The organism is Arthrobacter cavernae (genome assembly GCF_017368795.1).
Classification (GTDB): Bacteria; Actinomycetota; Actinomycetes; order Actinomycetales; family Micrococcaceae; genus Arthrobacter; species Arthrobacter cavernae.
Genome location: NZ_JAFNLL010000062.1, coordinates 1 through 20,487, shown reverse-complemented (window position 1 = coordinate 20,487; position 20,487 = coordinate 1). Strand labels below are relative to the sequence as shown.

The 20,487-nt window shown below is 68.3% G+C and carries 17 protein-coding genes, 1 rRNA gene and 1 pseudogene; 13 read left to right on the top strand and 6 right to left on the bottom strand.

Translation table 11 applies throughout. The features are described 5' to 3' along the window. The first annotated feature begins 86 nt into the window (after window positions 1-86). From rrf to J1902_RS18055, 4 genes are all read left to right on the top strand, one after another. A 5S ribosomal RNA gene (gene rrf / locus J1902_RS18070) occupies window positions 87-203 on the top strand. A gap of 522 nt (window positions 204-725) precedes the next feature. Next, window positions 726-1,013 (top strand): HU family DNA-binding protein, encoded by a 288-nt coding sequence (locus J1902_RS18065; RefSeq protein ID WP_207617768.1) that lies wholly within the window; start codon window positions 726-728, stop codon window positions 1,011-1,013. Between the two features lie 122 nt (window positions 1,014-1,135). Then, window positions 1,136-3,307: a bifunctional copper resistance protein CopD/cytochrome c oxidase assembly protein gene (locus tag J1902_RS18060; protein WP_207617767.1), complete on the top strand. Its 2,172-nt coding sequence runs from the start codon at window positions 1,136-1,138 to the stop codon at window positions 3,305-3,307. Next, window positions 3,307-5,310 carry an NHL domain-containing thioredoxin family protein gene (locus J1902_RS18055; protein WP_207617766.1) on the top strand — a complete coding sequence of 668 codons (2,004 nt, stop codon included), beginning with the start codon at window positions 3,307-3,309 and terminating at the stop codon, window positions 5,308-5,310. Before J1902_RS18060 ends, J1902_RS18055 begins: the two co-directional genes overlap by 1 nt. A gap of 98 nt (window positions 5,311-5,408) precedes the next feature. On the opposite strand, the gene J1902_RS18050 is transcribed toward J1902_RS18055, so the two are convergent. Together J1902_RS18050 and J1902_RS18045 are read right to left on the bottom strand one after the other, a co-directional pair. Next, window positions 5,409-6,437, bottom strand: coding sequence for a hypothetical protein (locus tag J1902_RS18050; protein ID WP_207617765.1), 1,029 nt, complete (start codon window positions 6,435-6,437; stop codon window positions 5,409-5,411). Window positions 6,438-6,530: 93 nt separating this feature from the next. After that, window positions 6,531-8,228, bottom strand: coding sequence for a helicase HerA-like domain-containing protein (locus J1902_RS18045; protein WP_207617764.1), 1,698 nt, complete (start codon window positions 8,226-8,228; stop codon window positions 6,531-6,533). Between the two features lie 185 nt (window positions 8,229-8,413). On the opposite strand from J1902_RS18045, the gene J1902_RS18040 reads away from it, so the two are divergent. Beyond that, the gene (locus J1902_RS18040; RefSeq protein ID WP_207617763.1) at window positions 8,414-8,917 is read left to right on the top strand and encodes an IolE/MocC family protein; all 504 of its coding nucleotides are present in this window, start codon (window positions 8,414-8,416) and stop codon (window positions 8,915-8,917) included. 24 nt (window positions 8,918-8,941) lie between these two features. Here J1902_RS18040 and J1902_RS18035 read toward each other — a convergent pair whose 3' ends face one another. Then, window positions 8,942-9,982, bottom strand: coding sequence for a LacI family DNA-binding transcriptional regulator (locus J1902_RS18035; RefSeq protein ID WP_207617762.1), 1,041 nt, complete (start codon window positions 9,980-9,982; stop codon window positions 8,942-8,944). 87 nt (window positions 9,983-10,069) lie between these two features. Here J1902_RS18035 and J1902_RS18030 point away from each other — a divergent pair. After that, window positions 10,070-10,327 (top strand): annotated as a pseudogene (locus tag J1902_RS18030) (Gfo/Idh/MocA family protein); the annotation flags it as partial. Between the two features lie 172 nt (window positions 10,328-10,499). Beyond that, window positions 10,500-10,658, top strand: a complete 159-nt coding sequence (locus J1902_RS18025) for a hypothetical protein (protein ID WP_207617761.1) — start codon at window positions 10,500-10,502, stop codon at window positions 10,656-10,658. A 97-nt stretch (window positions 10,659-10,755) separates the two neighbouring features. On the opposite strand, the gene J1902_RS18020 is transcribed toward J1902_RS18025, so the two are convergent. Next, window positions 10,756-11,271 carry a GNAT family N-acetyltransferase gene (locus J1902_RS18020; RefSeq protein WP_207617760.1) on the bottom strand — a complete coding sequence of 172 codons (516 nt, stop codon included), beginning with the start codon at window positions 11,269-11,271 and terminating at the stop codon, window positions 10,756-10,758. 1 nt (window position 11,272) lies between these two features. Then, window positions 11,273-13,234 (bottom strand): FAD/NAD(P)-binding protein, encoded by a 1,962-nt coding sequence (locus tag J1902_RS18015; protein ID WP_207617759.1) that lies wholly within the window; start codon window positions 13,232-13,234, stop codon window positions 11,273-11,275. 243 nt (window positions 13,235-13,477) lie between these two features. Between J1902_RS18015 and J1902_RS18010 the strand changes: the two genes are divergently transcribed. The 6 genes from J1902_RS18010 to J1902_RS17985 all read left to right on the top strand — a co-directional run bounded on the left by J1902_RS18010 (window position 13,478) and on the right by J1902_RS17985 (window position 19,786). Then, the gene (locus J1902_RS18010; RefSeq protein ID WP_207617758.1) at window positions 13,478-14,425 is read left to right on the top strand and encodes an amino acid ABC transporter permease; all 948 of its coding nucleotides are present in this window, start codon (window positions 13,478-13,480) and stop codon (window positions 14,423-14,425) included. Further along, window positions 14,422-15,351: an amino acid ABC transporter ATP-binding protein gene (locus J1902_RS18005; protein WP_242702188.1), complete on the top strand. Its 930-nt coding sequence runs from the start codon at window positions 14,422-14,424 to the stop codon at window positions 15,349-15,351. Before J1902_RS18010 ends, J1902_RS18005 begins: the two co-directional genes overlap by 4 nt. A 9-nt stretch (window positions 15,352-15,360) precedes the next feature. After that, window positions 15,361-16,377: an ABC transporter substrate-binding protein gene (locus J1902_RS18000; RefSeq protein ID WP_207617757.1), complete on the top strand. Its 1,017-nt coding sequence runs from the start codon at window positions 15,361-15,363 to the stop codon at window positions 16,375-16,377. Between the two features lie 137 nt (window positions 16,378-16,514). Beyond that, on the top strand, window positions 16,515-17,348 hold the full coding sequence (locus J1902_RS17995; protein ID WP_372434593.1) for a DUF1684 domain-containing protein: 834 nt from the start codon (window positions 16,515-16,517) through the stop codon (window positions 17,346-17,348). Next, a complete protein-coding gene (locus J1902_RS17990) occupies window positions 17,345-18,406 on the top strand; it encodes an LLM class flavin-dependent oxidoreductase (protein WP_207617755.1) in 1,062 nt (353 codons plus the stop codon). Before J1902_RS17995 ends, J1902_RS17990 begins: the two co-directional genes overlap by 4 nt. A gap of 9 nt (window positions 18,407-18,415) precedes the next feature. After that, window positions 18,416-19,786, top strand: a complete 1,371-nt coding sequence (locus J1902_RS17985; RefSeq protein WP_207617754.1) for an NtaA/DmoA family FMN-dependent monooxygenase — start codon at window positions 18,416-18,418, stop codon at window positions 19,784-19,786. 168 nt (window positions 19,787-19,954) lie between these two features. Here J1902_RS17985 and J1902_RS19950 read toward each other — a convergent pair whose 3' ends face one another. Continuing rightward, window positions 19,955-20,221: a transposase gene (locus tag J1902_RS19950; protein WP_207617753.1), complete on the bottom strand. Its 267-nt coding sequence runs from the start codon at window positions 20,219-20,221 to the stop codon at window positions 19,955-19,957. Between the last annotated feature and the right edge of the window lie 266 nt (window positions 20,222-20,487).

Below are 20,487 nucleotides of genomic sequence, written 5' to 3'. Positions count from 1 at the left end.
CCACGGAACCCCGAACAGGGTTCGCATGTTGTAACCACACACTTCCCGCCCCCCGGGCACAGCACGGGCGGAACGGGTCACAGGGTTACGGCGGTCACAGCGTGGGGGAAACGCCCGGTCCCATTCCGAACCCGGAAGCTAAGACCCACAGCGCCGATGGTACTGCACCCGGGAGGGTGTGGGAGAGTAGGACACCGCCGGACACACATTCAGCACGGAAGCCCCGACCATGACGGTCGGGGCTTCCGCCATTTAACAACCAAAACAGGCGCGCCCGAGCCGGTTTCGCGGATCGCGCTCTCACCTTTGAGTGGTTACCGACAAACGTTCTCCCACCTCCCGATCGGACGTGAGAGAACGTCCGCCAAAAGCCTCAAAAGTGCGAGAGCGTCCGGGCAAAATGCCCCAAACGTGAGAGAGCGTCCGGACGGGCAGGGCCTGGAAAGCGGCCACAGGCTCGGGCCGGCGGCTGGCGTCGGGCCCTGATGTGGCGTGAACAGGCCTGCCGGAAGCGGCCGGAAAGCGGCCTGGCAAGGGGCTGGGAAAGCCGCCCTGGAGGGGTTCCGGACCCGAAAACCCCGGAAATCCGGTGATTTTGCTCAAAAAAGCGCGGAAACACACGGAATTTGCTGGCCATGTCCGTCCAAGCTGGTAAGTTTTCGAGCAGTGGCTTGCTCGCACTCCGCTTGAAAGCTCTAGAAACGTATCAGTCCAGGAGGACGCAAATGGCTAAGAACCGTAGTGAACTTGTTGCAGAGGTAGCAGGCAAGGCTGGCACCAGCCAGGCAGCCGTCAACTCCGTGCTCGATGCAATGTTCGAGGTTTTCGAGACTTCCGTCGCCGCCGGCGAGAAGATCACCATCCCGGGCTGGCTCGCAGTTGAGCGCACCGACCGTGCAGCACGCACCGGCCGCAACCCGCAGACCGGCGAAACCATCCAGATCGCCGCTGGCCACAGCGTCAAGCTGACCGCCGGTTCCAAGCTGAAGGCTGCTGTCTCCAACAAGAAGTAATCAACGTCGGAGCACACCTTGGAGGGGCGGCAACCTGCTGGTTGCCGCCCTGCCTGCTTTAACCGTGAGATCCGCAGGCCGGCCGATTCGCAGCCCGGCGACGGGTAGCGGACAATGGATAGGTGCCATCTGCAAGAAAGCCCGCAACTGCCCCTTCGCCTGCTCCCAAGCCGGGAACACCGGGAGGTGCCGCCGTCGCGGGGATTTCCCTTCCCTGGCAGCTGGCCGGCCTTGCCGCGCTCTTCCTGGCCCTCGCCGCAGCACTGCTGTTCTCCGGCGCCGCAGCGGCCCGCCAAGTGGCCGATCCCGGCGCGTTCGTCCGCTGGGGCCTGCCGGCGGCGAAAGCCATCCACAACGGCTCCCTCGCCACCGTGATCGGCGGCCTGATCTTCGCCGTCGGGATCCTGCCCAGGAACATCGGCGGCTCCCGCTCCCGGGAGAAGGATGCGGACGCCCCTGAACACCCGGCGTTCACCCGTGCACTGGCGGTGGCGGCCGCGGCAGGCGCCGCTTGGACGCTGTCCTCCGTCGCAGTCCTCGTACTGACCTATTCGGACGTCGCGGGGCTGGGCCTCTCCGGCGACGCCGAGTTCACCCGCTCGCTGGTCTTCTTCATGACGGACATCGAAGCGGGGCAGGCGTGGCTTGCCGTCACCATCATCGCCGCCGTGGTCACCACCGCACTGTTCGGCGTCCGCTCGCTGACCGGGCTGGCCATCACCCTGGTCCTGGCCCTGGCCGGCCTGGTGCCCACAGCCCTGATCGGCCACTCCTCCAGCTCCAGCGACCACGAAGGCGCCATCAACTCCCTCGGCCTGCACCTGGTGGGTGTCTCCACCTGGGTGGGAGGCATCATCATGCTCGCCGTGCTCTCGGGCCTGCTGCGTGGCTCCAAGACGGCCGGCACCACCGACATCACCGGACAAACCCTCCGGCGCTTCTCCGCGCTGGCAGGCTTCGCCTTCGTGCTGGTCTTCGCCTCCGGCGTGGTGAACGCCAGCATCCGCATCACCAACTGGGGCGACCTGACCGGCTCCGCCTACGGCCAGCTCATCCTGGCCAAGGCCGCAGCCACGCTGGTGCTGGGCGGCATCGGCTTCATGCACCGCCAGTGGGTCATCCCGCAGCTGGGACGCAACGCCATGTCCGCCCGCCGCGTGCTGTGGCAGCTGGTGCTCGTCGAGCTGCTGGTGATGGGCGCGACGTCGGGACTCGCCGTGGTGCTGGGCCGCTCGGCACCGCCAGAGCCCACCACCTACGCGCCGGACGCCTCGCCGTCGTTCATCCTTTCCGGCTACGAACTGCCGCCCGAGCTGACGCCCACGCGCTGGCTCACCGAATGGCGCCTCGACTGGCTGTGGGTGGGCATCGCGCTCTTCGGGGCGGTGGCCTACATCCTGGGCATCATCAAGCTCCGCAGGCGCGGCGACCGGTGGTCCTGGTTCCGCGCCGTGAACTGGATCATCGGCCTTGCCGTGCTGACCTTCATCACCTCCGGCCCGCCGGCGGTTTACGGGCGCGTGCTGTTCTCCGCGCACATGGTGGACCACATGGCCCTGACCATGGTGGCGCCGCTGTTCCTGGTCCTTGGCTCGCCGGTGACGCTTGCGCTGCGTGCCCTGCCGTCCCGCGGCGAAGGCGCCCACGGCTCCCGTGGCCTGCGCGAATGGCTTCTGCTGTTCGTGCACTCCAGGTTCTCCCAACTCGTCACGCACCCGCTGTTCGCCGCCGCCAACTTTGCCGGCTCGATCATCCTGTTCTACTACTCGGACGCCTTCGGCTTCGCCATGCGCGACCACGTGGGCCACGAGCTGATGAACGCGCACTTCGCGCTCACCGGCTACATCTTCGTGCTCAGCATGATCGGCACCGACCCGCTGCCGCGCCGCGCTCCGTACCCCATGCGGCTGCTGCTCCTGCTGGCTACCATGGGCTTCCACGCCTTCTTCGGCGTGGCCATCATGGGCGGCACCAGCCTGCTGGCAGCGGACTACTTCGGCAACCTCGGCCGGATCTGGGGAGGGTCGGCCATCGCGGACCAGCAAATGGGCGGGGCCGTGGCCTGGGGCATCGGCGAGGTGCCCACGCTGCTGGTGGCGATCGGCGTCGCGATCATGTGGTCCCGTTCGGACGAGCGCGAGACGAAACGCACCGACCGCGCAGCAGACCGGAATAACGACGCCGACTTGAACGCTTACAACGACATGTTTGCCCGGCTCGCAGACCGCGATGCCAGGATTGCAGAACGGACTGCCGAGCAGGCCGAACCCCATACAAAGCTGGAAGGACGCTGATGAGCGAAACCGTACGCACCCACCTGCGGGTCCGGGCCTCCGAACTGGAGGGCCGCGGCTGGCTCAACACCGGGGGCAAGTCCCTCGACCTGGAATCCCTGCGCGGCAAAATCGTGCTGCTGGATTTCTGGACCTTCTGCTGCATCAACTGCCTGCACGTCCTGGACGAGCTGCGCCCGCTCGAGGAAAAGTACTCCGACGTCCTGGTGACGGTGGGCGTGCACTCGCCCAAGTTCGAGCACGAGGCCGACCCCGTGGCCCTCGCCGCCGCCGTGGAACGCTACGAGATCCACCACCCGGTCCTGGATGACCCCGAGCTCGCCACCTGGAAGGCCTACACGGCCCGCGCCTGGCCCACCCTGGTTGTGGTGGACCCCGAGGGCTACATCGTGGCCCACCTTTCCGGCGAGGGCCACGCTGACGGCCTCGCCGTGCTCCTCGAGGAACTCGTGGCCGAGCACGAGGCCAAGGGGACCCTGCACCGCGGCGACGGCCCGTATGTGGCTCCCGTCCCGACGTCGGGCACTTTGCGCTTCCCGGGCAAGGCGACCCTGCTGGCCAACGGCAACTACCTGGTGGTCGACTCCGGCCACCACCGCCTGGTGGAGCTCCGCCCGGACCTGGAGACCGTGGAGCGGGTGATCGGCTCCGGCACCAAGGGCTACCTGGACGGCGTGGCGGAGATCGCGCAGTTCAACGAGCCGCAGGGCGTGGCCGTGCTCCCGTCCGAGCTTGCCTGGAAGCTCGGCTACGAGGCCGTGGTGGCCGACACCGTGAATCACCGCCTCCGGGGCGTCACGCTCAGCTCGGGCTATGTGCAGACCGTGGCCGGCAACGGCGTGCAGCGCCTGCTCGACGCCGGTCCGGCCCGCGTGACGGAGTCCGGTGCGGGAGTCTGGTCTTCGGCTGCCGCTCCGGAACACCACGACGGCGGTCCGGCTGACTTCGCGGCGGACGCCGTGGACGTCGGGGTGCTGGGGCTTGGCACGGACGTTTCGCTGTCGTCGCCGTGGGACGTCGTCTGGAGCGAGAAGCTGCAGCGCGTGGTCATCGCCATGGCCGGCACGCACCAGATCTTCGCCTTCGAACCGTTGTCCGGCGAAGTGTCGATCCTGGCCGGATCGGGACTCGAAGGCCTCCTGGACGGCCCCGCCGAGGAAGCCTGGTTCGCCCAGCCTTCCGGCCTCGCCGTGGACGCCGACGACAACATCTGGGTGGCCGACTCCGAGACCTCGGCCCTCCGCCGCCTGGTCCTGGGCTCAGGGGAACAGGGCGAGCCAGTCGTGGCCGTGGAGTCCGCCGTGGGCAAGGGCCTGTTCGACTTCGGCTTCCGTGACGGCGAGGCCGCCGATGCCCGCCTGCAGCACCCGCTGGGTGTCACCGTGCTCCCCGACGGTTCGGTGGCCATCGCCGACACCTACAACGGTGCCGTGCGCCGCTACGACCCCGCCACCAAGTCGGTGTCCACGCTGGCGCGCGGGCTCGCGGAGCCGAGCGACGTCGTCGTGGTCCACCCCGAAGGCGGCGAGCCGCTCCTGGTGGTGGTGGAATCCAACAAGCACCAGCTGGTCCTGGTCCCGATCCCCAAGGAAGCCCAGCAGGTGGACGAGGGCGCCTCGCAGACGCAGCGGCCCAAGAGCCCCGTCGCTCCGGGGACGCTGGAACTGACCGTGCGCTTCACGGCCCCCACCGGCCAGAAGCTGGACGACCGCTGGGGCGACCCCACGCAGCTGAAGATCTCCTCCACCCCGCCCGAACTGCTGGTTTCCGGCGGCGGCACCTCGGTGGGGCTGCTGCGTACCCTCGAACTGTCAGCGGACGTTCCCGAAGGCATCCTGCACATCACGGCCCGCGCCGCGGCGTGCGACGGCCCCGAGACCGAAGACGGCGAGATCCCGGACCACGCCGCCTGCCACCTGTACCAGCAGGACTGGGGCATCCCGGTGATCCTGCAGGCCGACGGCGACACGGACCTGGTGCTGGACCTGCGCGGCATGGACTGATCTGCACTGATTGCTGGAAGGCCCGGCTTCCGACCCCGAGGGGCGGGGGCCGGGCCTTTCCTGCAGTTGGGCTTTGCGGCTGGGCTTCTTGTGTGGGTCTAGAGGCTCAGCATCGGGGTGACCGTGACGGTTTGGTCCGCGGTGTCCAGGCGGGTGGTGAAGCTGAAGTCGTGGACCACGTCCAGGGCACGGACCGTGCCCGTGAAGAGGTCGATTTCGCGTGCCGTGAGCCGGGCCTTGCCGTTGAGCGGTGCCACCACCCACCGGCCGCCGAAAGGCTCGATGCTGATCTTGGGGTACTCGGTGATTTCCCACGCGATGGAGCCTGCCTCCACGCGGTTGCTGACGGCGTGGTAGAACGGGCAATTGGGCTGGAGCCGCTGCTGCTGGGTGGCTTCCGCGGCACAGCTGTCCAAGAATTCCCTGACCTTCTCGGCCACAGCATTGTTCATGGCAGGGGTGGATCGGGTCTTCAGGTTCAGCGGCGCCTGGCCGCCATCCCTGCTGGTCACCGAGACCGAGGTGGCGGGCGCCTCGAAGAACGAGCCGTTCAGGCTGGCCTCGTAGTGGCCCGGGTAGAACACGGCAAAGCTGTTGTGGCCGTTGGGCATGTTGACCGGCAGGCCGTTCAGCGTGGCTTCGCTGGAGTTCACCACCGTGACTTCGATGGTGGGCAGTTGCGTGGGCACAAACGCCCATTTGGCGAAGAACAGCCACTGCGTGCCGGTCCGTTCCAGGAGGAAATCGGTGTGGAGCCGGCTGCCGTCGATCGTGTAGTCCACGGGGACCGACACCCGGTTGCCGCCCCGCGGTTCGGCGTTGCCGAGCTTGACGTCGGACACCTTGGCGGCCGCAGTCTGCAGGGCCGTGCCATCCAGCATGGCGGGGTTGGCGCCGGGAACCGAGGCCCGCAACAGGCCCAGCGCTTCCTCGCCTTCGCCCTTCCTCAAGGCCTCCAGATACTCCCGGACGGGCTGCTGCGGACTGGCCACGGAGGCGCTCACGAGGTTGACGCAGACCACCGCTGCGGCGGCAGCAAGCATCAGACCGAGCAGCCAGCCGGCTGCGGTCTTGACTAATGCTTGGCTCAACTGCACGCTCTTTACGTTACCTGCCAGTGCACGCATACCCGCGCAGGGGGCGGCCGGTGTGACGCACGGGGGCCGCATTGGCCGACGGCGGCCGGAAAAGCGCTGCGGCCCGCCGTCGTGATCCCATGCCTAGCGGCGGCGCCGCGATGAGGTGCCGAAAACGCCGCGGAGGAGTTCGCGCCCGAGCTGGGTGCCGAGGGACCGGACCATGCTCTTCAGCCCGCCTCCCAGCGCCCCGCCAAGGGCTCCGGCGATGTCGCCGAACATCCCGCCGCCGTCCTGCTGGGGCGCGGAGGCCGGCGGCGCAGGCATTTCGGGGAGCGGCTGCGGTGCAGGGCGTGAACTGGGGCGGCCGAGGATTTCCTCTTCGATCCGGCGGGCGTCGGCGTCCACGGCGTTTTGGTCGACGGCGTGTTGGACGACGGATCCGGGGACCGGTGGCTGGCCGGGGGCGGCCTCACCCGTGGGCGCCGCGCCCTGGCCGCTCAGTTTCTCGTAGGCCGACACGTTGTCCACGGCCGTGCCGTACTTGCCCAGCAACGGTGATGCCGCGATGCTGCTGCGGATCAGCTCGTCCGTGCTGGGGCCCATGACGGATTCCGGGGCGCGCAGCCGGGTCAGTGCCACCGGGGTGGGCGCGCCTTTCTCGTTCATCACCGTGACCACGGCTTCGCCGATGCCGGCAGACGTGAGGGTTTCCTCGAGGTCGTAGTCGCTGACCGGGAAGGTGGAAACTGTTGCCTTCAGGGCCTTGGCGTCCTCCGGCGTAAAGGCGCGCAGGGCGTGCTGGATGCGGTTGGCGAGCTGGCCAAGGACATCGGCTGGGACGTCCTTGGGGGTCTGGGTGACGAAGAAGATGCCGACGCCCTTGGACCGGATGAGCCGGACCGTGGTGGTGATGGCATCGAGAAAGGCCTTGGACGCGCCGTTGAAGAGCAGGTGGGCCTCGTCCAGGAAGAAGACCAGCTTGGGCTTGTCCAGGTCGCCGGCCTCCGGGAGGTCCTCGAACAGGTCCGCCAGCAGCCACATGAGGAAGGTGGAGAACAGCATGGGCTTGGTCTGCAGCGTGGGGAGCTCGAGGCAGCTGATGACGCCGCGGCCGTCCGGGGCCGTGCGCAGGAGCTCGGCGGTATCGAACTCGGGTTCGCCGAAGAACTTCTCCATGCCTTGGGCCTCGAGGTTCACGAGCTCGCGCAGGATGACTCCCGCCGTGGCCTTGGAGAGGCCGCCGAGGTTCTCGAGTTCCGCCTTGCCCTCGTCCGAGGTCAGGAACTGGATGACCGCGCGCAGGTCCTTGAGGTCGATGAGCTCCAGGTTCTGCTTGTCCGCGAAGTGGAAGATCAGCTGCAGGGTGGATTCCTGGGTGTCGTTGAGCTCCATGATACGGGACAGCAGGATGGGGCCGAACGAGGTGATCGTGGCGCGGACCGGAACGCCGTTGCCGTCCCCGCCCAGGCTGAGGAATTCCACGGGGAAGACCTTGCCCTCCCAGGGCTGGCCCAGGCTTTCCGTGCGGGCCGTCAGCTTCTCATTGGCCGTGGCCGCCGTGGCCAGGCCGGAGAGATCGCCCTTGATGTCCGCGAGGAACACCGGGACCCCTGCCGTGGACAGCTGCTCGGCCATCATGTGCAGGGTGACGGTCTTGCCTGTGCCCGTGGCGCCCGCAACGAGCCCGTGCCGGTTCATCATGGCGAGGGGCAGGCGGACCTGGGCTTCCTTGTGGACTTCGCCATCGACGATCGTGGCACCAAGCTCAATCGTGGCGCCCTGCAAGGTGTAGCCCTCCTGGATGGTGGCGAGTTTTTCAGCTGCGGTTTTGTTGGCCATGCGCATAGCTTAGCCGGGCACAGTGACAGTTTTGCCGAATGAGTTTGAAGTGGCTGCCGGAACGAAAACGCTCGGGGTGGAGGCTGCGGCGACGGCCTGCGTGGGTGTCGGGGCAGGATCGCCCGGAAGCGCATTCCCGCTACCGGGGGGAGCAGTATTCCCCCGAGCGAACTGCGGGAATCCCGATGGCATTTGTCCCTGAGGCTGGCGCTGGTGCCGGTCCTGACGCCGGCACCTGCTCCGGCCCCGAAGCGACGGAGCGGGCGGCAACGCTCACGCCCGGCATCTGCTCGGTGACCCTTCGTGCCCTGAGCATTGACGAGGTGGTTGCCCTGGCCGTGAGGGCAGGTGCGCCGCGCGTGCGCATCTGGGCCGGAACCGTCGAGCCGGCCGAGGCTGGGCAGCAGGTATGGGACGCGGTGGTCGAGGACACCCGGCGCATCGCCGCGCTCGCCGGCGCGCAGGGCCTCCGGCTCGCCTTCGAATTCCATGGCGGAACGTTGACCAGCACGGTGGAGGGCACGTTGCGGCTACGTCACCAGCGACGCCGGCTTCCTGCGCAGGATCGCCATGGGCGCCGCGTAGCCTCAACAACTGACCACCTTTGCGGCCTCGCTCCTTGTGGGCGCGCCGTCCGGAGCTGCGGAGAGCATCAAAAGTGGTCGCGAGTTGCGGGGCTCAAGAGATGACGGGGCTCAGAAGGGCATCGCGGCTCAGGAAGAGGAAGTGCTTCGGCGGAGCGCCACACTGCCCTCAACGGTGGCCGGTCCGACGTCGTCGGAGATGGCCCCCAGGGTCACCAGGCGTCCGAGCTCCTCCAGCGGCAGGCTCACAGTGGACAGCGCCGGCCGGAAATCGCGCAGCCATTCGATATCGTCGAAGCCGGCCAGGGCCGCATCGCGCGGAATCTTCAGCCCGTGTTCGCGGAACGCCGCCGCCACGCCGATGGCCATGACGTCGTTGCCTGCGAAAATGCAGGGCCGCGGCTGTTCCGCCGTGGCGAGCTTCCGGGAGATCCCGACGCCGGCGTCGAACCCGCCGTTCCGGTTGAACGGGGCGCGCAGCAGCTCAGCCGTGGGCCGGCCGGCGTCGGACAGTCCCCGCTGGAAGCCCTTGATGCGTTCGTCCGAGGTGGCCAGGCCCTCGGGTCCGCCCACAATCACAAAGGGGCCTTCGTGGTCCGCGGCCAGCTCCAGTGCGAGCTCCCTGGCCAGCTCTTCGTTGGGGACTGCGACGGTGTAGTACCTGTCCGTCTCGGCGGCGCCGATCACTGGCTGGCCGAGGACGCCCACGCGCCCGCCGTTGCGGCAGTAGCGGTCCAGTTCCGCAGCGAGCTCGGCGTTGGCGCCGGCGTCCTCGGCCCGGGTGGAACGCGATCCGGCGATGACGATTGATTCGGCCCGGCGCGCGGCAAAGGCCACCACGGCCTCTTTTTCGGCTGCGGGCGTGCCGTCTGTGGTGGCCAGGAGCACCATGCGGTGTTCCTGGCGGGCGGCGGCCTGGACGCCCTGGGCGATCGCTGAGAAGTAGGGGTCCGCGATGTCGTGGACGATCAGCCCGATGAGCCCCGTGCTGGACTTCGCCAGGGCCTGGGCCTGGGCGTTGGCGACGTAGCCGAGGGACTCGGCGGCGGCCCGGACGCGTTCGGCGATGCCCTCGCCGGGCTTCCTCGCGGAGCCGTTGAGGACTCTCGAAGCCGTGGCCAGGGAAACTCCTGCCAGCTTGGCTACCTCTGCCAGGGTGCTTGCGGCCACGGGACTTCCTTTCTGGTGGAGCGCTCTGAGCAATTATGGCAGTCGAGCGGGAAATTCCGGAAAGCGCTTGCCCGAATCGCGTGGATCCACACGCCCAAGCTCGTCTGGAACCCGGACCTGCCCTTCACCGATTCCCTCCGCAGCCAGTGGCAGGACGTCCCCGCGAACGCCGAGCTGGACAACGGCTTCAAGCTGCAGTGGGAAGAATTCCTCCGCGACGTGGTCGCCGGCCGCGAGCACCGCTTCGGCCTGCTCTCCGCTGCCCGCGGCGTGCAGCTCGCCGAGCTGGGCCTGCAGTCCAACGACGAGCGCCGCACCGTCGACATCCCGGAGATCACGCTCTGATTTGTGTGCCCGTTGGTGTCCGTGCCGATTGTTTTCGTTCCGGGGCGCGGATCGGGCGGGTGAGATAAGTGGTACACCGCGGAAACATAACGTCGATGCAAGGAAACAATCGCCGCATAGGCTGCTTTCACCTGGACAAAGACGTCCAAGCTACCAGTGGAAGGACACCCCGATGTTGCTTTGGAACACCATTAGCCTGTTTGTAGATGCAGGCCGGAACGACGGCGGCGCTGGGGACAGCGGCGACGGCACCCCGGGCGAGGACGCCGGATTCCCCACCACTCGCCTGTCGTCCAGCGCCTGGGAGGGCTGGTGGCACGACGCCGCCTGAGGAAGACTCTGCCTGAACGAGACATGAGATCTCGCCTCTTTGAATGATCGAAAGAGTCGAGATCTCACCTCTCGTCGAGCCGTCCGAACGCATGCAGCTAACTGGACGCGAGGGGCTTGCTGAACGCCAGGTGCTTGATCTGCTCGGGGTCGGCCTCGAGGTCGAACAACGGCGTGTAGCCGGTAGCCAGGTAGAGGCTCTTGGCCTCGGGCTGCCGCGGGCCGGTGGTGAGGTAGATCCTCCTGTAGCCGCGGCGGGCGGCCTCGGCCTCGAGCTCTGCGAGGACCACACGGGCCAGGCCGCGGCGCCGGTGCGAGGAGTGGGTCCAGATCCGCTTGAACTCGGCAGTGCGGGCGTCGTAGCGGCGGAACGCCCCGCCGGCCATGGTTTCGCCGTTCTCCTGCAGGATGAGCAGGGCCCCGTGCGGCGCGGCGAATTCGCCCGCCGGGTACCTGTTGAGTTCCTCCGCCGCGCCACCGCTGCCGAACAAGTCCCCATAGCGGGTGCTGTATTCGACGGCGAGTTCGTCCAGGAGCGGCCGGACGCGGGGATCGTGCATGGGCAGGCTCAGGACGGTGATGCCCGACGCCGGCCGTGTAGGGGTGCTGGTCATGTCATGCCTTTCGTGTGAGCGCGGCGGGGACGCGGAGAGTGGCCGAAAGCCCGCCAAGGATGCGGCGGGCGAGGGCGTCGTTTTCCCGGAACGGCGCCGCGTTGGTGTTGGGCCGGGCAAAGGCGCCCGCGCCCCAGCCGGAGGTCCACGGCCCGACGGCAAACAGCCCGGCCTGCGGGGCGCCCAGCGGCGACAGCACCTCGTGCTCCCCGGAGACCAGCAGCTTGCCGGTGGAGTGGGCGCCGTCGGAGGTGAGCAGCCGCTGCTCGGTGCCCCTGCCGCTCGCATGCAGCTCCGCCAGCGCGGGGTTGGCGGAGCGCTCCACGGAGGGCGCCGGCAGGCGGGCCTCGATGTATGCGGCGGCGTCCACCACCACCGGCGACTGGAACGAACCGGCAACGAAGCTGCCAGTGGTCTCGTCGGCGCGCACCCACATGCCGGGCCCCAGGAACTGCACCAGTCCGGCCCGGTGCAGGGCCAGGAGCTCGCGCAGGCGGTGGGGCGGCGGCCCGGAATCGACAAAGCTGAAGAAGCCGTGCCACCAGCCGTGGACGGCGCGCTGGGAACGGGAGTTGAGCCGCTCCTGCGGCACCAGCCGGCCCAGCTCCATGTAGACCTTCAGCAGGGCCGTGAACAGGGCGAGGGTCTCGGAATGGTCCGGATCCGTGCGCAGCGCGAGATCGTGTTCCACATAGGCGGCCACCGATTTCTGCACGGCCGCGTGGCTGGAGAACGCGCAGCCGCTGAGGGGCTGGTCGAGGGCTTCGAGGTCCAGCCGGAACGCGGGATCCGGCACGGCCGCGGCCACCAGCTCGTCGCGCCCGCTGCTGTACCAGTCGACGGCGTCGAAACGGGCGGCGAAGTCCGCCCACGTGCCCAGCACCCGCTCCGGATAACCCGTGAACAGCTCACGATAGAAGGCGTAGCCGGCGTCCTTCGCGATGAGCGGCCACAGCTGCGTGCGGAAATCGAGCTCGTCATGCTGCGCCAGCAGCGACTCCATAGCGGCGGCCGTGAAGTACCGCGGAGTCCCGGCGGCGTAGCCGCGCAGGGTGGAGGAGATCTTGGAGTGGTACGGCACGCCGCGGCGCGACCCGGCCCAGAGCCGCGGCTCGGCGCCGGACGGCAGGTACTCCAGGCCGCCGTCGGGCCCTTCCTCGAAACGCCCGCCGCGGCCCTCGAACAGGAGCACCAGCAGGTCCACGAACGCCAGGCCCATGCCGGCGACGATCACGTCCTGGCCGGGGGCGATGGCCGAGTAGTCGACGTCGGTGGTGTACGACGGCGGCGCATGGAAGCCACCATGATGGGCGGCGAAGGCGGCCATCCGCTCCGATTCGGTATCGGGCCTGGAGTCGGTGTGGCCCAGGGCATAGACCACCACGTCGGCGTCCAGTGCGGCGCCGGACGCCAGGCGCACGCGGTGCCGGCCGCCGTCGGGCCCTTCCGCCGAGGTGCCGGAACCTGAGGTGCCGGAACGCTCGACGGCGGTGGCCGTGTCGCGATGCACGGTCACCGAGGCGCCGGGGCCGAGGGCCGCGACGGCTCGGCGGAAGAACCACTCGAGGTATTTGCTCTGCAGCTGGCGGCTCGGAAACGACGCCGGCGTGAGCGCGTGCAGTTGCGCCAGAAGGTGCGGCTCCAGCCGGGGGACGTCCCGGATGGAGCCGTCCAGCACGCCGGCGGCCCAAGTGGCGAGGCCGGGGCCGTCCACTGCGGGACCGTCGCAGGCCACGGAGCCATCTGTGAACATGGTGACGTCCGCGGCGGTGGAGTTCAGGAGCAGGCCCGGGTTCTGGTCATGGCGCCAGATCCTCCCGGAGCCGGGCTCGTGCGGTTCCACCACGTGGATGCGCAGCGGGCCGTCGAAGAGGGCGGGGCGGTTGGCGGCGAGCCGTTCGAGGATGCCGGCTGCGCGCGGACCGCCGCCGATGAACACGATGGCGGGGACTGTGGACGGCATGGCAACTCCTGGTGGCGGTGGCTGGTGCAGCCCAATCTAGGGAGGCCGCGGGGCCGCGGTCGAGGCGCCGGTCACGGCCGTTCACCGTGCGTCATTCCGCGTCAACAAGCGCAAAAAACGGACTCATGACGCCCCGCGTAGCCGCGTGAAGAAGTGCAAAAAACCGCCTTGCAGAGCCTTTCGCGGCGCCCCTAGATTGGCAGCCATCCGATAGACAACAAGCGATATGAAAGGAGGTGGCGCATGAGCACCATCACTGCCCCGGCCGTACCCGCCGCCGACTACTCCGACTATACGCTCGTCCCGGCCCGCCACCCCTGGCGCTGGGTGGGCACCGTTGTGGTGGCCCTCGGAGTCGCCGCCGTGGCCTGGTCCCTGGCCACCAACCCGCGCTGGGAATGGGGCGTGGTGGCCCAGTGGTTCACGGCGCAGTCCGTGGTCAGCGGGCTCGTGGAAACCCTCAAGCTGACGGCGATCTCCGGCGTTCTCGGCTTTGTCCTGGGCTTCATCCTGGCGCTCATGCGGCTGTCCGCCTCGCCGCTGCTGGTTTCCGTCTCCTGGACGTTCTCCTGGATCTTCCGCTCGACCCCGCTGCTGGTCCAGATGCTGCTTTGGTACAACCTGGGCTACCTCTACGAGAAGATCAGCCTGGGCATCCCCTTCACGGACGTCCGCTTCTTCGAGGTGCAGACCACCACGCTCATCAGCCAGTTCGCCGCCGCCGTCCTGGGCCTGACCCTGAACCAGGCAGCGTACTCCGCCGAAATCATCCGCGGCGGCATCCTCTCCGTGGACCAGGGCCAGCTGGAGGCAGCCGCGGCCCTGGGCATCCCGGCCTGGCGGCGCTCCACCCGGATCGTGCTGCCGCAGGCCATGCGCGCCATCCTGCCCAATGCGTTCAACGAGATCATCGGCCTGGTCAAGGGCACCTCGATCGTGTACGTCCTGGCCTACTCCGAGCTCTTCTACACCGTGCAGGTCATCTACAACCGCACACAGCAGGTCCTGCCGCTGCTGCTGGTGGCCACGCTCTGGTACGTGGTGATCACCTCGGTGCTGAGCGTCTTCCAGTACTACATCGAGCGCCACTACGCGAAGGGCGCCCTGCGGACCCTGCCGCTGACCCCGCTGCAGAAGGCCCGGAAATTCTTTGCCACCCACGCCGTCACGAACGCCAGGAGCCCCCGATGAGCACCACGGTCACGCCAAAGCAGCCGACGACGGCGGAGCCAGCCTCCGCTGCCGGTCCGGCTGCCGCTTCGGCCACCTTCCCCGCTGCCGCCGCTTCGGCGCCGGCCGCCCCTGGTGCCCCCGCCGCAAGCCGCGGCCAGGTGGACATCAGCACTGTCCGGAAGTCCTTCGGTGCCACCGAGGTCCTGAAGGGCGTGTCCCTGTCCGTGCCGCCGGGCGGCGTGACCGTGATCGTGGGGCCCTCGGGCTCCGGGAAGTCCACGCTGCTGCGGACCATCAACCACCTGGAAAAGGTGGACGGCGGGTACATCACCATCGATGGCCGGCTGGTGGGCTACCAGGTGCGCGGCACCAAGCTCCACGAGCTGCGCGAAAAGGACATCCTCCAGCAGCGCACAGACATCGGCATGGTGTTCCAGAACTTCAACCTGTTCCCGCACCTGACCGCCCTGGAGAACGTGGCCGAGGCACCCCTCGTCGCACTGCGTCCCGGGGACCCGCGGCGCCGCACCACGGCGGAGGTCCGTGCCCGCGCCCTGGAACTCCTGGACAGGGTGAGCCTGAAGGACCGCGCAGACGCCTACCCGCGCCAACTCTCCGGCGGGCAGCAGCAGCGCGTCGCCATCGCCCGGGCGCTCGCCCTGGACCCCAAGATCCTGCTCTTCGACGAACCCACCTCGGCTCTGGACCCGGAACTGGTCAACGAGGTCCTGGACGTCATCCGCGAGCTCGCCACCTCCGGCACCACCCTCATCATCGTCACGCACGAGATGGGCTTCGCCCGCGATGTGGCGGACACCGTGGTGTTCATGGACCAGGGCCAGATCGTGGAATCGGGCACGCCGCAGGACATCTTCACCAACCCCCGCGAGGAACGCACCCGCAGCTTCTTCTCCAAAGTCATCGAACCAGCCTTCAACATCTAGGAACCCACCATGCTTCGCACCAGCACCCGGCGCCGCATCACGTCCAGGCTCCTGGCACTCGCCGTCCTTCCCGCCGTCGTCCTCCCGGCGCTCGCCGGCTGCTCCGATCCGGGCGCCTCCGCCGCGGGAACCACACCGGAGACCACGGCGGCGCGCAACGGCGTCGTCTACAACACCTCCCCGGAACAGAACCGCATCCGCGCAGAGAAGAACGCCGCGCTGGCTGCCAAGGTCCCCGCGGCCGTCGGCAAGGACGGCAAGCTGACCGTCGCCACCACGGCCGGCTCCATCCCGCTGTCCTTCCACGCCACGGACGACAAGACGCCCATCGGCGTCGAGCTTGACCTCGCCCAGCTCGTGGCGGACAAGCTGGGGCTGGAGCTGGACGTGCAGGTGACGTCCTGGGAGAACTGGCCGCTCAAGACGCAGTCCGGCGACTTCGAGGCTGTGTTCTCCAACGTGGGCATCAACGCCGCCCGTGTGAAGCTCTTCGATTTCTCCAGCTACCGCGCCGCCTACATGGGCTTCGAGGCCAAGAAGACGTCCAGCTACAGCGTCAACGGCGCGGACGACATCTCCGGGCTGACTGTCTCCGTGGGCTCGGGCACCAACCAGGAGAAGATCCTCCTGGCCTGGAACAAGGAGCTCGAGGCCAAGGGCAAGGCGCCCGCCACCCTGCAGTACTACTCCTCCGACGCCGATACCATCCTGGCGCTGTCCTCCGGCCGGACCGATCTGAACATCGCGCCCTACCCCTCGGTGACGTACCGGGAGAACACCCGCGACGACCTCAAAGTGGTGGGCAAGGTCAACGCCGGCTGGCCGAGCGAGACCCTCGTGGCCGCCACCACCCTGAAGGGCAACGGCCTGGCCCCGGCCATCACGGATGCCCTGAACTCGGCCATCAAGGACGGCTCCTACGGCAAGGTCCTGGACCGCTGGGGCCTGTCCGAGGAAGCCCTGCCGGAATCCAAGACCGTCACCGAGGCCACGTTCGGGGCTGCCCAGACAGGAGCAGCGAAATGAAGTTCCAAATCCTGGACATCATCCCGCACCTGAAGAACCCGGTCACCGGAGAGATCGTCTCCACGGCGGACCGTCTGAACCAGGTGGTGCAGACGGCGCCACCATCACCTCGGACCACGACTTCAACAGGAGCGATCTTGCCAGTATCTACGCCCACTGAAACAGACACCTTCGCCGCCGCCTGGGAAGACTGGCACGCCGCCCACGAGCAGCACCGTGCCCACCCGCACGGCTTCCTCGCCGTCACGCACCTGCACTGGCTGGACGGCCAAGCCGCGCGGCTGGACGGTGCCCCGGGCACGTGGAGCGTGGAGAACGACGTCGTGAGTGTTGTCCTTGAGCCCGGCGAGAGCCTGCTGCGGGACGGCCGGGAACTGAACACCGCGGCTGGCGCCACGCTTGAGTTCGGGCCGATCGAGGAACGCGGCGGCATCAACCTCGTCTCCGGCAACACCGTGATCGAGCTGGCCAAGCGCGGTGGCTCGTACATCGTGCGGCCGCGGAATCCGGAGAACGGGCTGCTGCGCAGCTACCGCGGTACGCCGTCGTACGCGCCCGACGCTGCCTTCGCCGTGACCGGCACCTTCGTGCCGTTCGAGGTGCCGCGTCCCACCACGGTGGGGGCCGCCGTCGAGGGCATCCAACACGTCTACGAGGCTCCGGGCGAGATCCGATTCCAGCTGGCCGGCCAGGAGTTCGCGCTCACCGCGTTCAACGGCCACGCGCCGGGCACGCTGTCCGTGCTGTTCACCGATGCCACCTCCGGCAAGACCACGTACGCGGCCAACCGATCGCTCACCGTGGTGCCCGCCGCGGACGGCACCGTGCGGCTCGACTTCAACCGCGCCATCAACCTGCCGTGCGCCTACACCGACCTCGCCACCTGCCCCTTGCCGCCGGCCGAGAACCGGCTGCCGGTGGCCATCGAAGCCGGCGAAAAGATCCCCTACGAAAGGCAGGAGCAGCAGTGAGCACTACACCCAAGGCCGGCTTCCTAGCCATTGAACTCGACGGCGCAGGCTGGGAACGAACGAGCCTTACGCAGGCCGTCCTCGCCGCCGAGTCCGCAGGGTTCCACGTGGCGACCTTTGCCGATGCGCCGGTTCCCGGCCGTGCCAACGCCCTGCAGCGTGCGGCCTTCGCCAGCCCCGTGACGCGGACCATCGCCCTGGTGCCGGAAGCGGACACCGTCTACACCGAGACCTTCCACATCTCCACGCAGCTGGCCAGCCTGGACTACGTGTCCGGCGGCCGCGCCGGGTGGATCGCCACCGCGGCGCAGTCGCCCGAGGCGGCGGCCGCCGTCGGACGCTCTTTTGTCAACGGCGAAGCGCTGGCACAGGAAGCCGCGGCGTCCATCGAAGTCAGCCGCCGGCTCTGGGACTCCTGGGAGGACGACGCCGTGATCCGCGATGTCGCCACCGGCCGGTACATCGACGTCGACAAGCTGCACTATGTGGACTTCGAAACTCCCGCTGGCCTCGCGGGTCCCGGCTACTCCGTCAAGGGGCCGTCCATCATCCCGCGGCCGCTGCAGGGACAGCTGCCGGTGCTCGCCGCTGCGTCGCTGGTAGGGGACGGACAGCTTTCGCCGGACGCCGTGGACGCCGTGCTCGTCACCGCGCCGACTCCTGAACTTCTGGCCGCCGAGGTTTGCGAGGTGCGCGCCCGCCTGGGCGCTTCGGTTGCCGTTGTTGCCGAGCTCGACGTCGTCCTGGACGCCCGCGGGCAGGCTGCGGCCTCGCGGCTCGCCGCGGAAAGCGGCCGTGCGCGTTTTGTCGGCTCGGCTGCCGGTCTCACAGACTACCTGGATTCGCTCCTCAAGGAGGCCGACGGCGTGCGCCTGCACCCGGCGTCGCTCGCCATTGAGCTGGACGAACTTGCACGACTGGTCCTGCCCGAACTTGGTCGCCGCGGTGCGTTGCGGGCGCCGATCCAGGACGGTACGTTCCGTGATCTGCTCCGGCTGGAACGCCCGGAGAGCCGCTACGCACGCTCAAACACGGCCGCCGCTGGCGGCGGAAACTAAGGGGAGATCATGACTCAGCACATCCATGCTAAATACCAGCCCTCAGGGCAGCTCCAGTTCGGCATCTTCTTCCAGGGCGTCAACTCCGGCACCATCTGGAAGGCCCCGGAATCGGGCTCGCAGACGGACTTCGAATCATTCCGGCGCATTGTCCAGACCGCCGAGCGGGGAAAGTTTGCCGCGTTCTTCCTGGGCGAGGGACTGCGCCTGCGCGAGCACCTGGGCCGCCCGCACGCCCTCGATGTGGTGGGCCGGCCCGACGCACAGACCATGCTCGCCGCGCTGGCTGCCGTGACCAAAAACATCGGCCTCGTGGCCACGCAGAACACCACCTACAACGATCCCGCGGACCTGGCCCACCGGCTGGCCTCCCTGGATCTGCTGTCCGGCGGACGCGCTGCCTGGAACGTGGTCACCACGGACAACGCCTGGACTGGCGCCAATTTCCGCCGCGGCGGCTACCTGGACCATGCCGACCGCTACGTCCACGCCGAGGCGTTCGTGGAGACCGCCAAGCGGATCTGGGATTCCTGGGAGACACCGGCTGGCCCTGCGCACCGGGTGGTCCATGAGGGCCGGCACTACACCGTGGATGTCACACCCCGGCTGCCGCGCAGCGCGCAGTACCGGCCGGTGCTCTTCCAGGCCGGCGATTCCCCGGATGGCCGCGACTTCGCCGCCCGCCAAGCGGACGTCATCTTCTCGGCGCACCCGAAGTTCGACGACGCCGTGGAGTTCCGCCGCGACATCGTGGCGCGCTCCCTTGCCGCGGGCCGGGGCGCCAACGACGTCCAGATCATGCCGGCCAGCGAGTTCATCCTGGCCGCCACCGAACAGGAAGCCCAGGAGAAGAAGGCCTGGGTCCGGAGCCTGCAGATCGGCCCACAGCAGGCCGTGGCCTACCTGGAACAGTTCTGGGGCCGCGAACTGTCCGCCTACGATCCGGACGGGCCGCTGCCGGACATCGACCCCGTGGTGGAGGAGACCTCCGAGACCCGCGGCAGCGGCTTCCACGGGGCCAAGGCCCGGCAGCTCGCGGACCAGTGGCGGGCCGAGGCCAAGGAACGGGGACTGTCCATCCGGCAGTTCGTCACTTCGAAGACGGCACGCATCGATGCCACCTTCACCGGCTCCTACACCGCTGTGGCCGACCACCTCGCCGAGTACGCCCGCGTTGGTGCCGTGGACGGCTTCAACATCTCGCCGTGGCTCATCCCCACGGGCCTGGACGACATCGTGAACCAACTGGTTCCCGAACTGCAGGAACGCGGCGTCTACCCCACGGAATACCGGGGCACCACGCTCCGCGAAAACCTGGGGCTGGCAACGCCGGAACGTTCGCCGGAGCTGATCCCCGCGGCTGCCGCGAGCGTCCGGTGAGTAGGGCGCGCGAGGAAAGCGCCGACGTCGTGGATTCCGTCTGGACTGACGACACGGTGAGGCTGCAGCTGACGGTGTGGGAGCAGCAGCTCTAGTCCCATGGTGTGAATCGCAGGGCTAATTGGTTCTGGCATGAATTTAGTGAATCGGGGATCGGGCGTGGTTCGGTCATGAGAGCACTCTCTGCCTGAGGAGATGGAAGCCGGCTCGGCCGAGCATCTGGCGTTTGATCATCCTGGCCCGGTTGACGTGCCCTTCAACGAGGCCGGAGCTGTAGGGCAGGGTCAGCCCTGCGATGACCGCGTCCAGGTCCCGGTCGCCGCCGTTGGCGAAGGAGTGCAGGCTCGGCAGGGTGTCGATGCAGGCCTTGTCCAGGCCGGTCCCGGAGCCGGTCGCCGCGCAGGCCGGTGAGCATGGCGGCGAAGCCGCGTACATGCGCGGTGGCGGACTCCAGTTCCGGGTAGTTGGCCAGCACGGCCTCGAGCCGGACCCGCTCGTCCCCGATTCACGAAATTCGTGCCAGAACCATTCGTTTGGCGGTTAGTTCACAGTTGGGAATGGCGGTTCTCGTTGGCGTCGAATCCGAGATTGCCCGGTATGACACAGCAGATGGTCAGCGACCTGAGGTCAGGAACCGCCATTTGAGCCGAAATAAAACCGCCATTCCCAACGAACAGTCACATTCCGGCACGGCCCGGCGC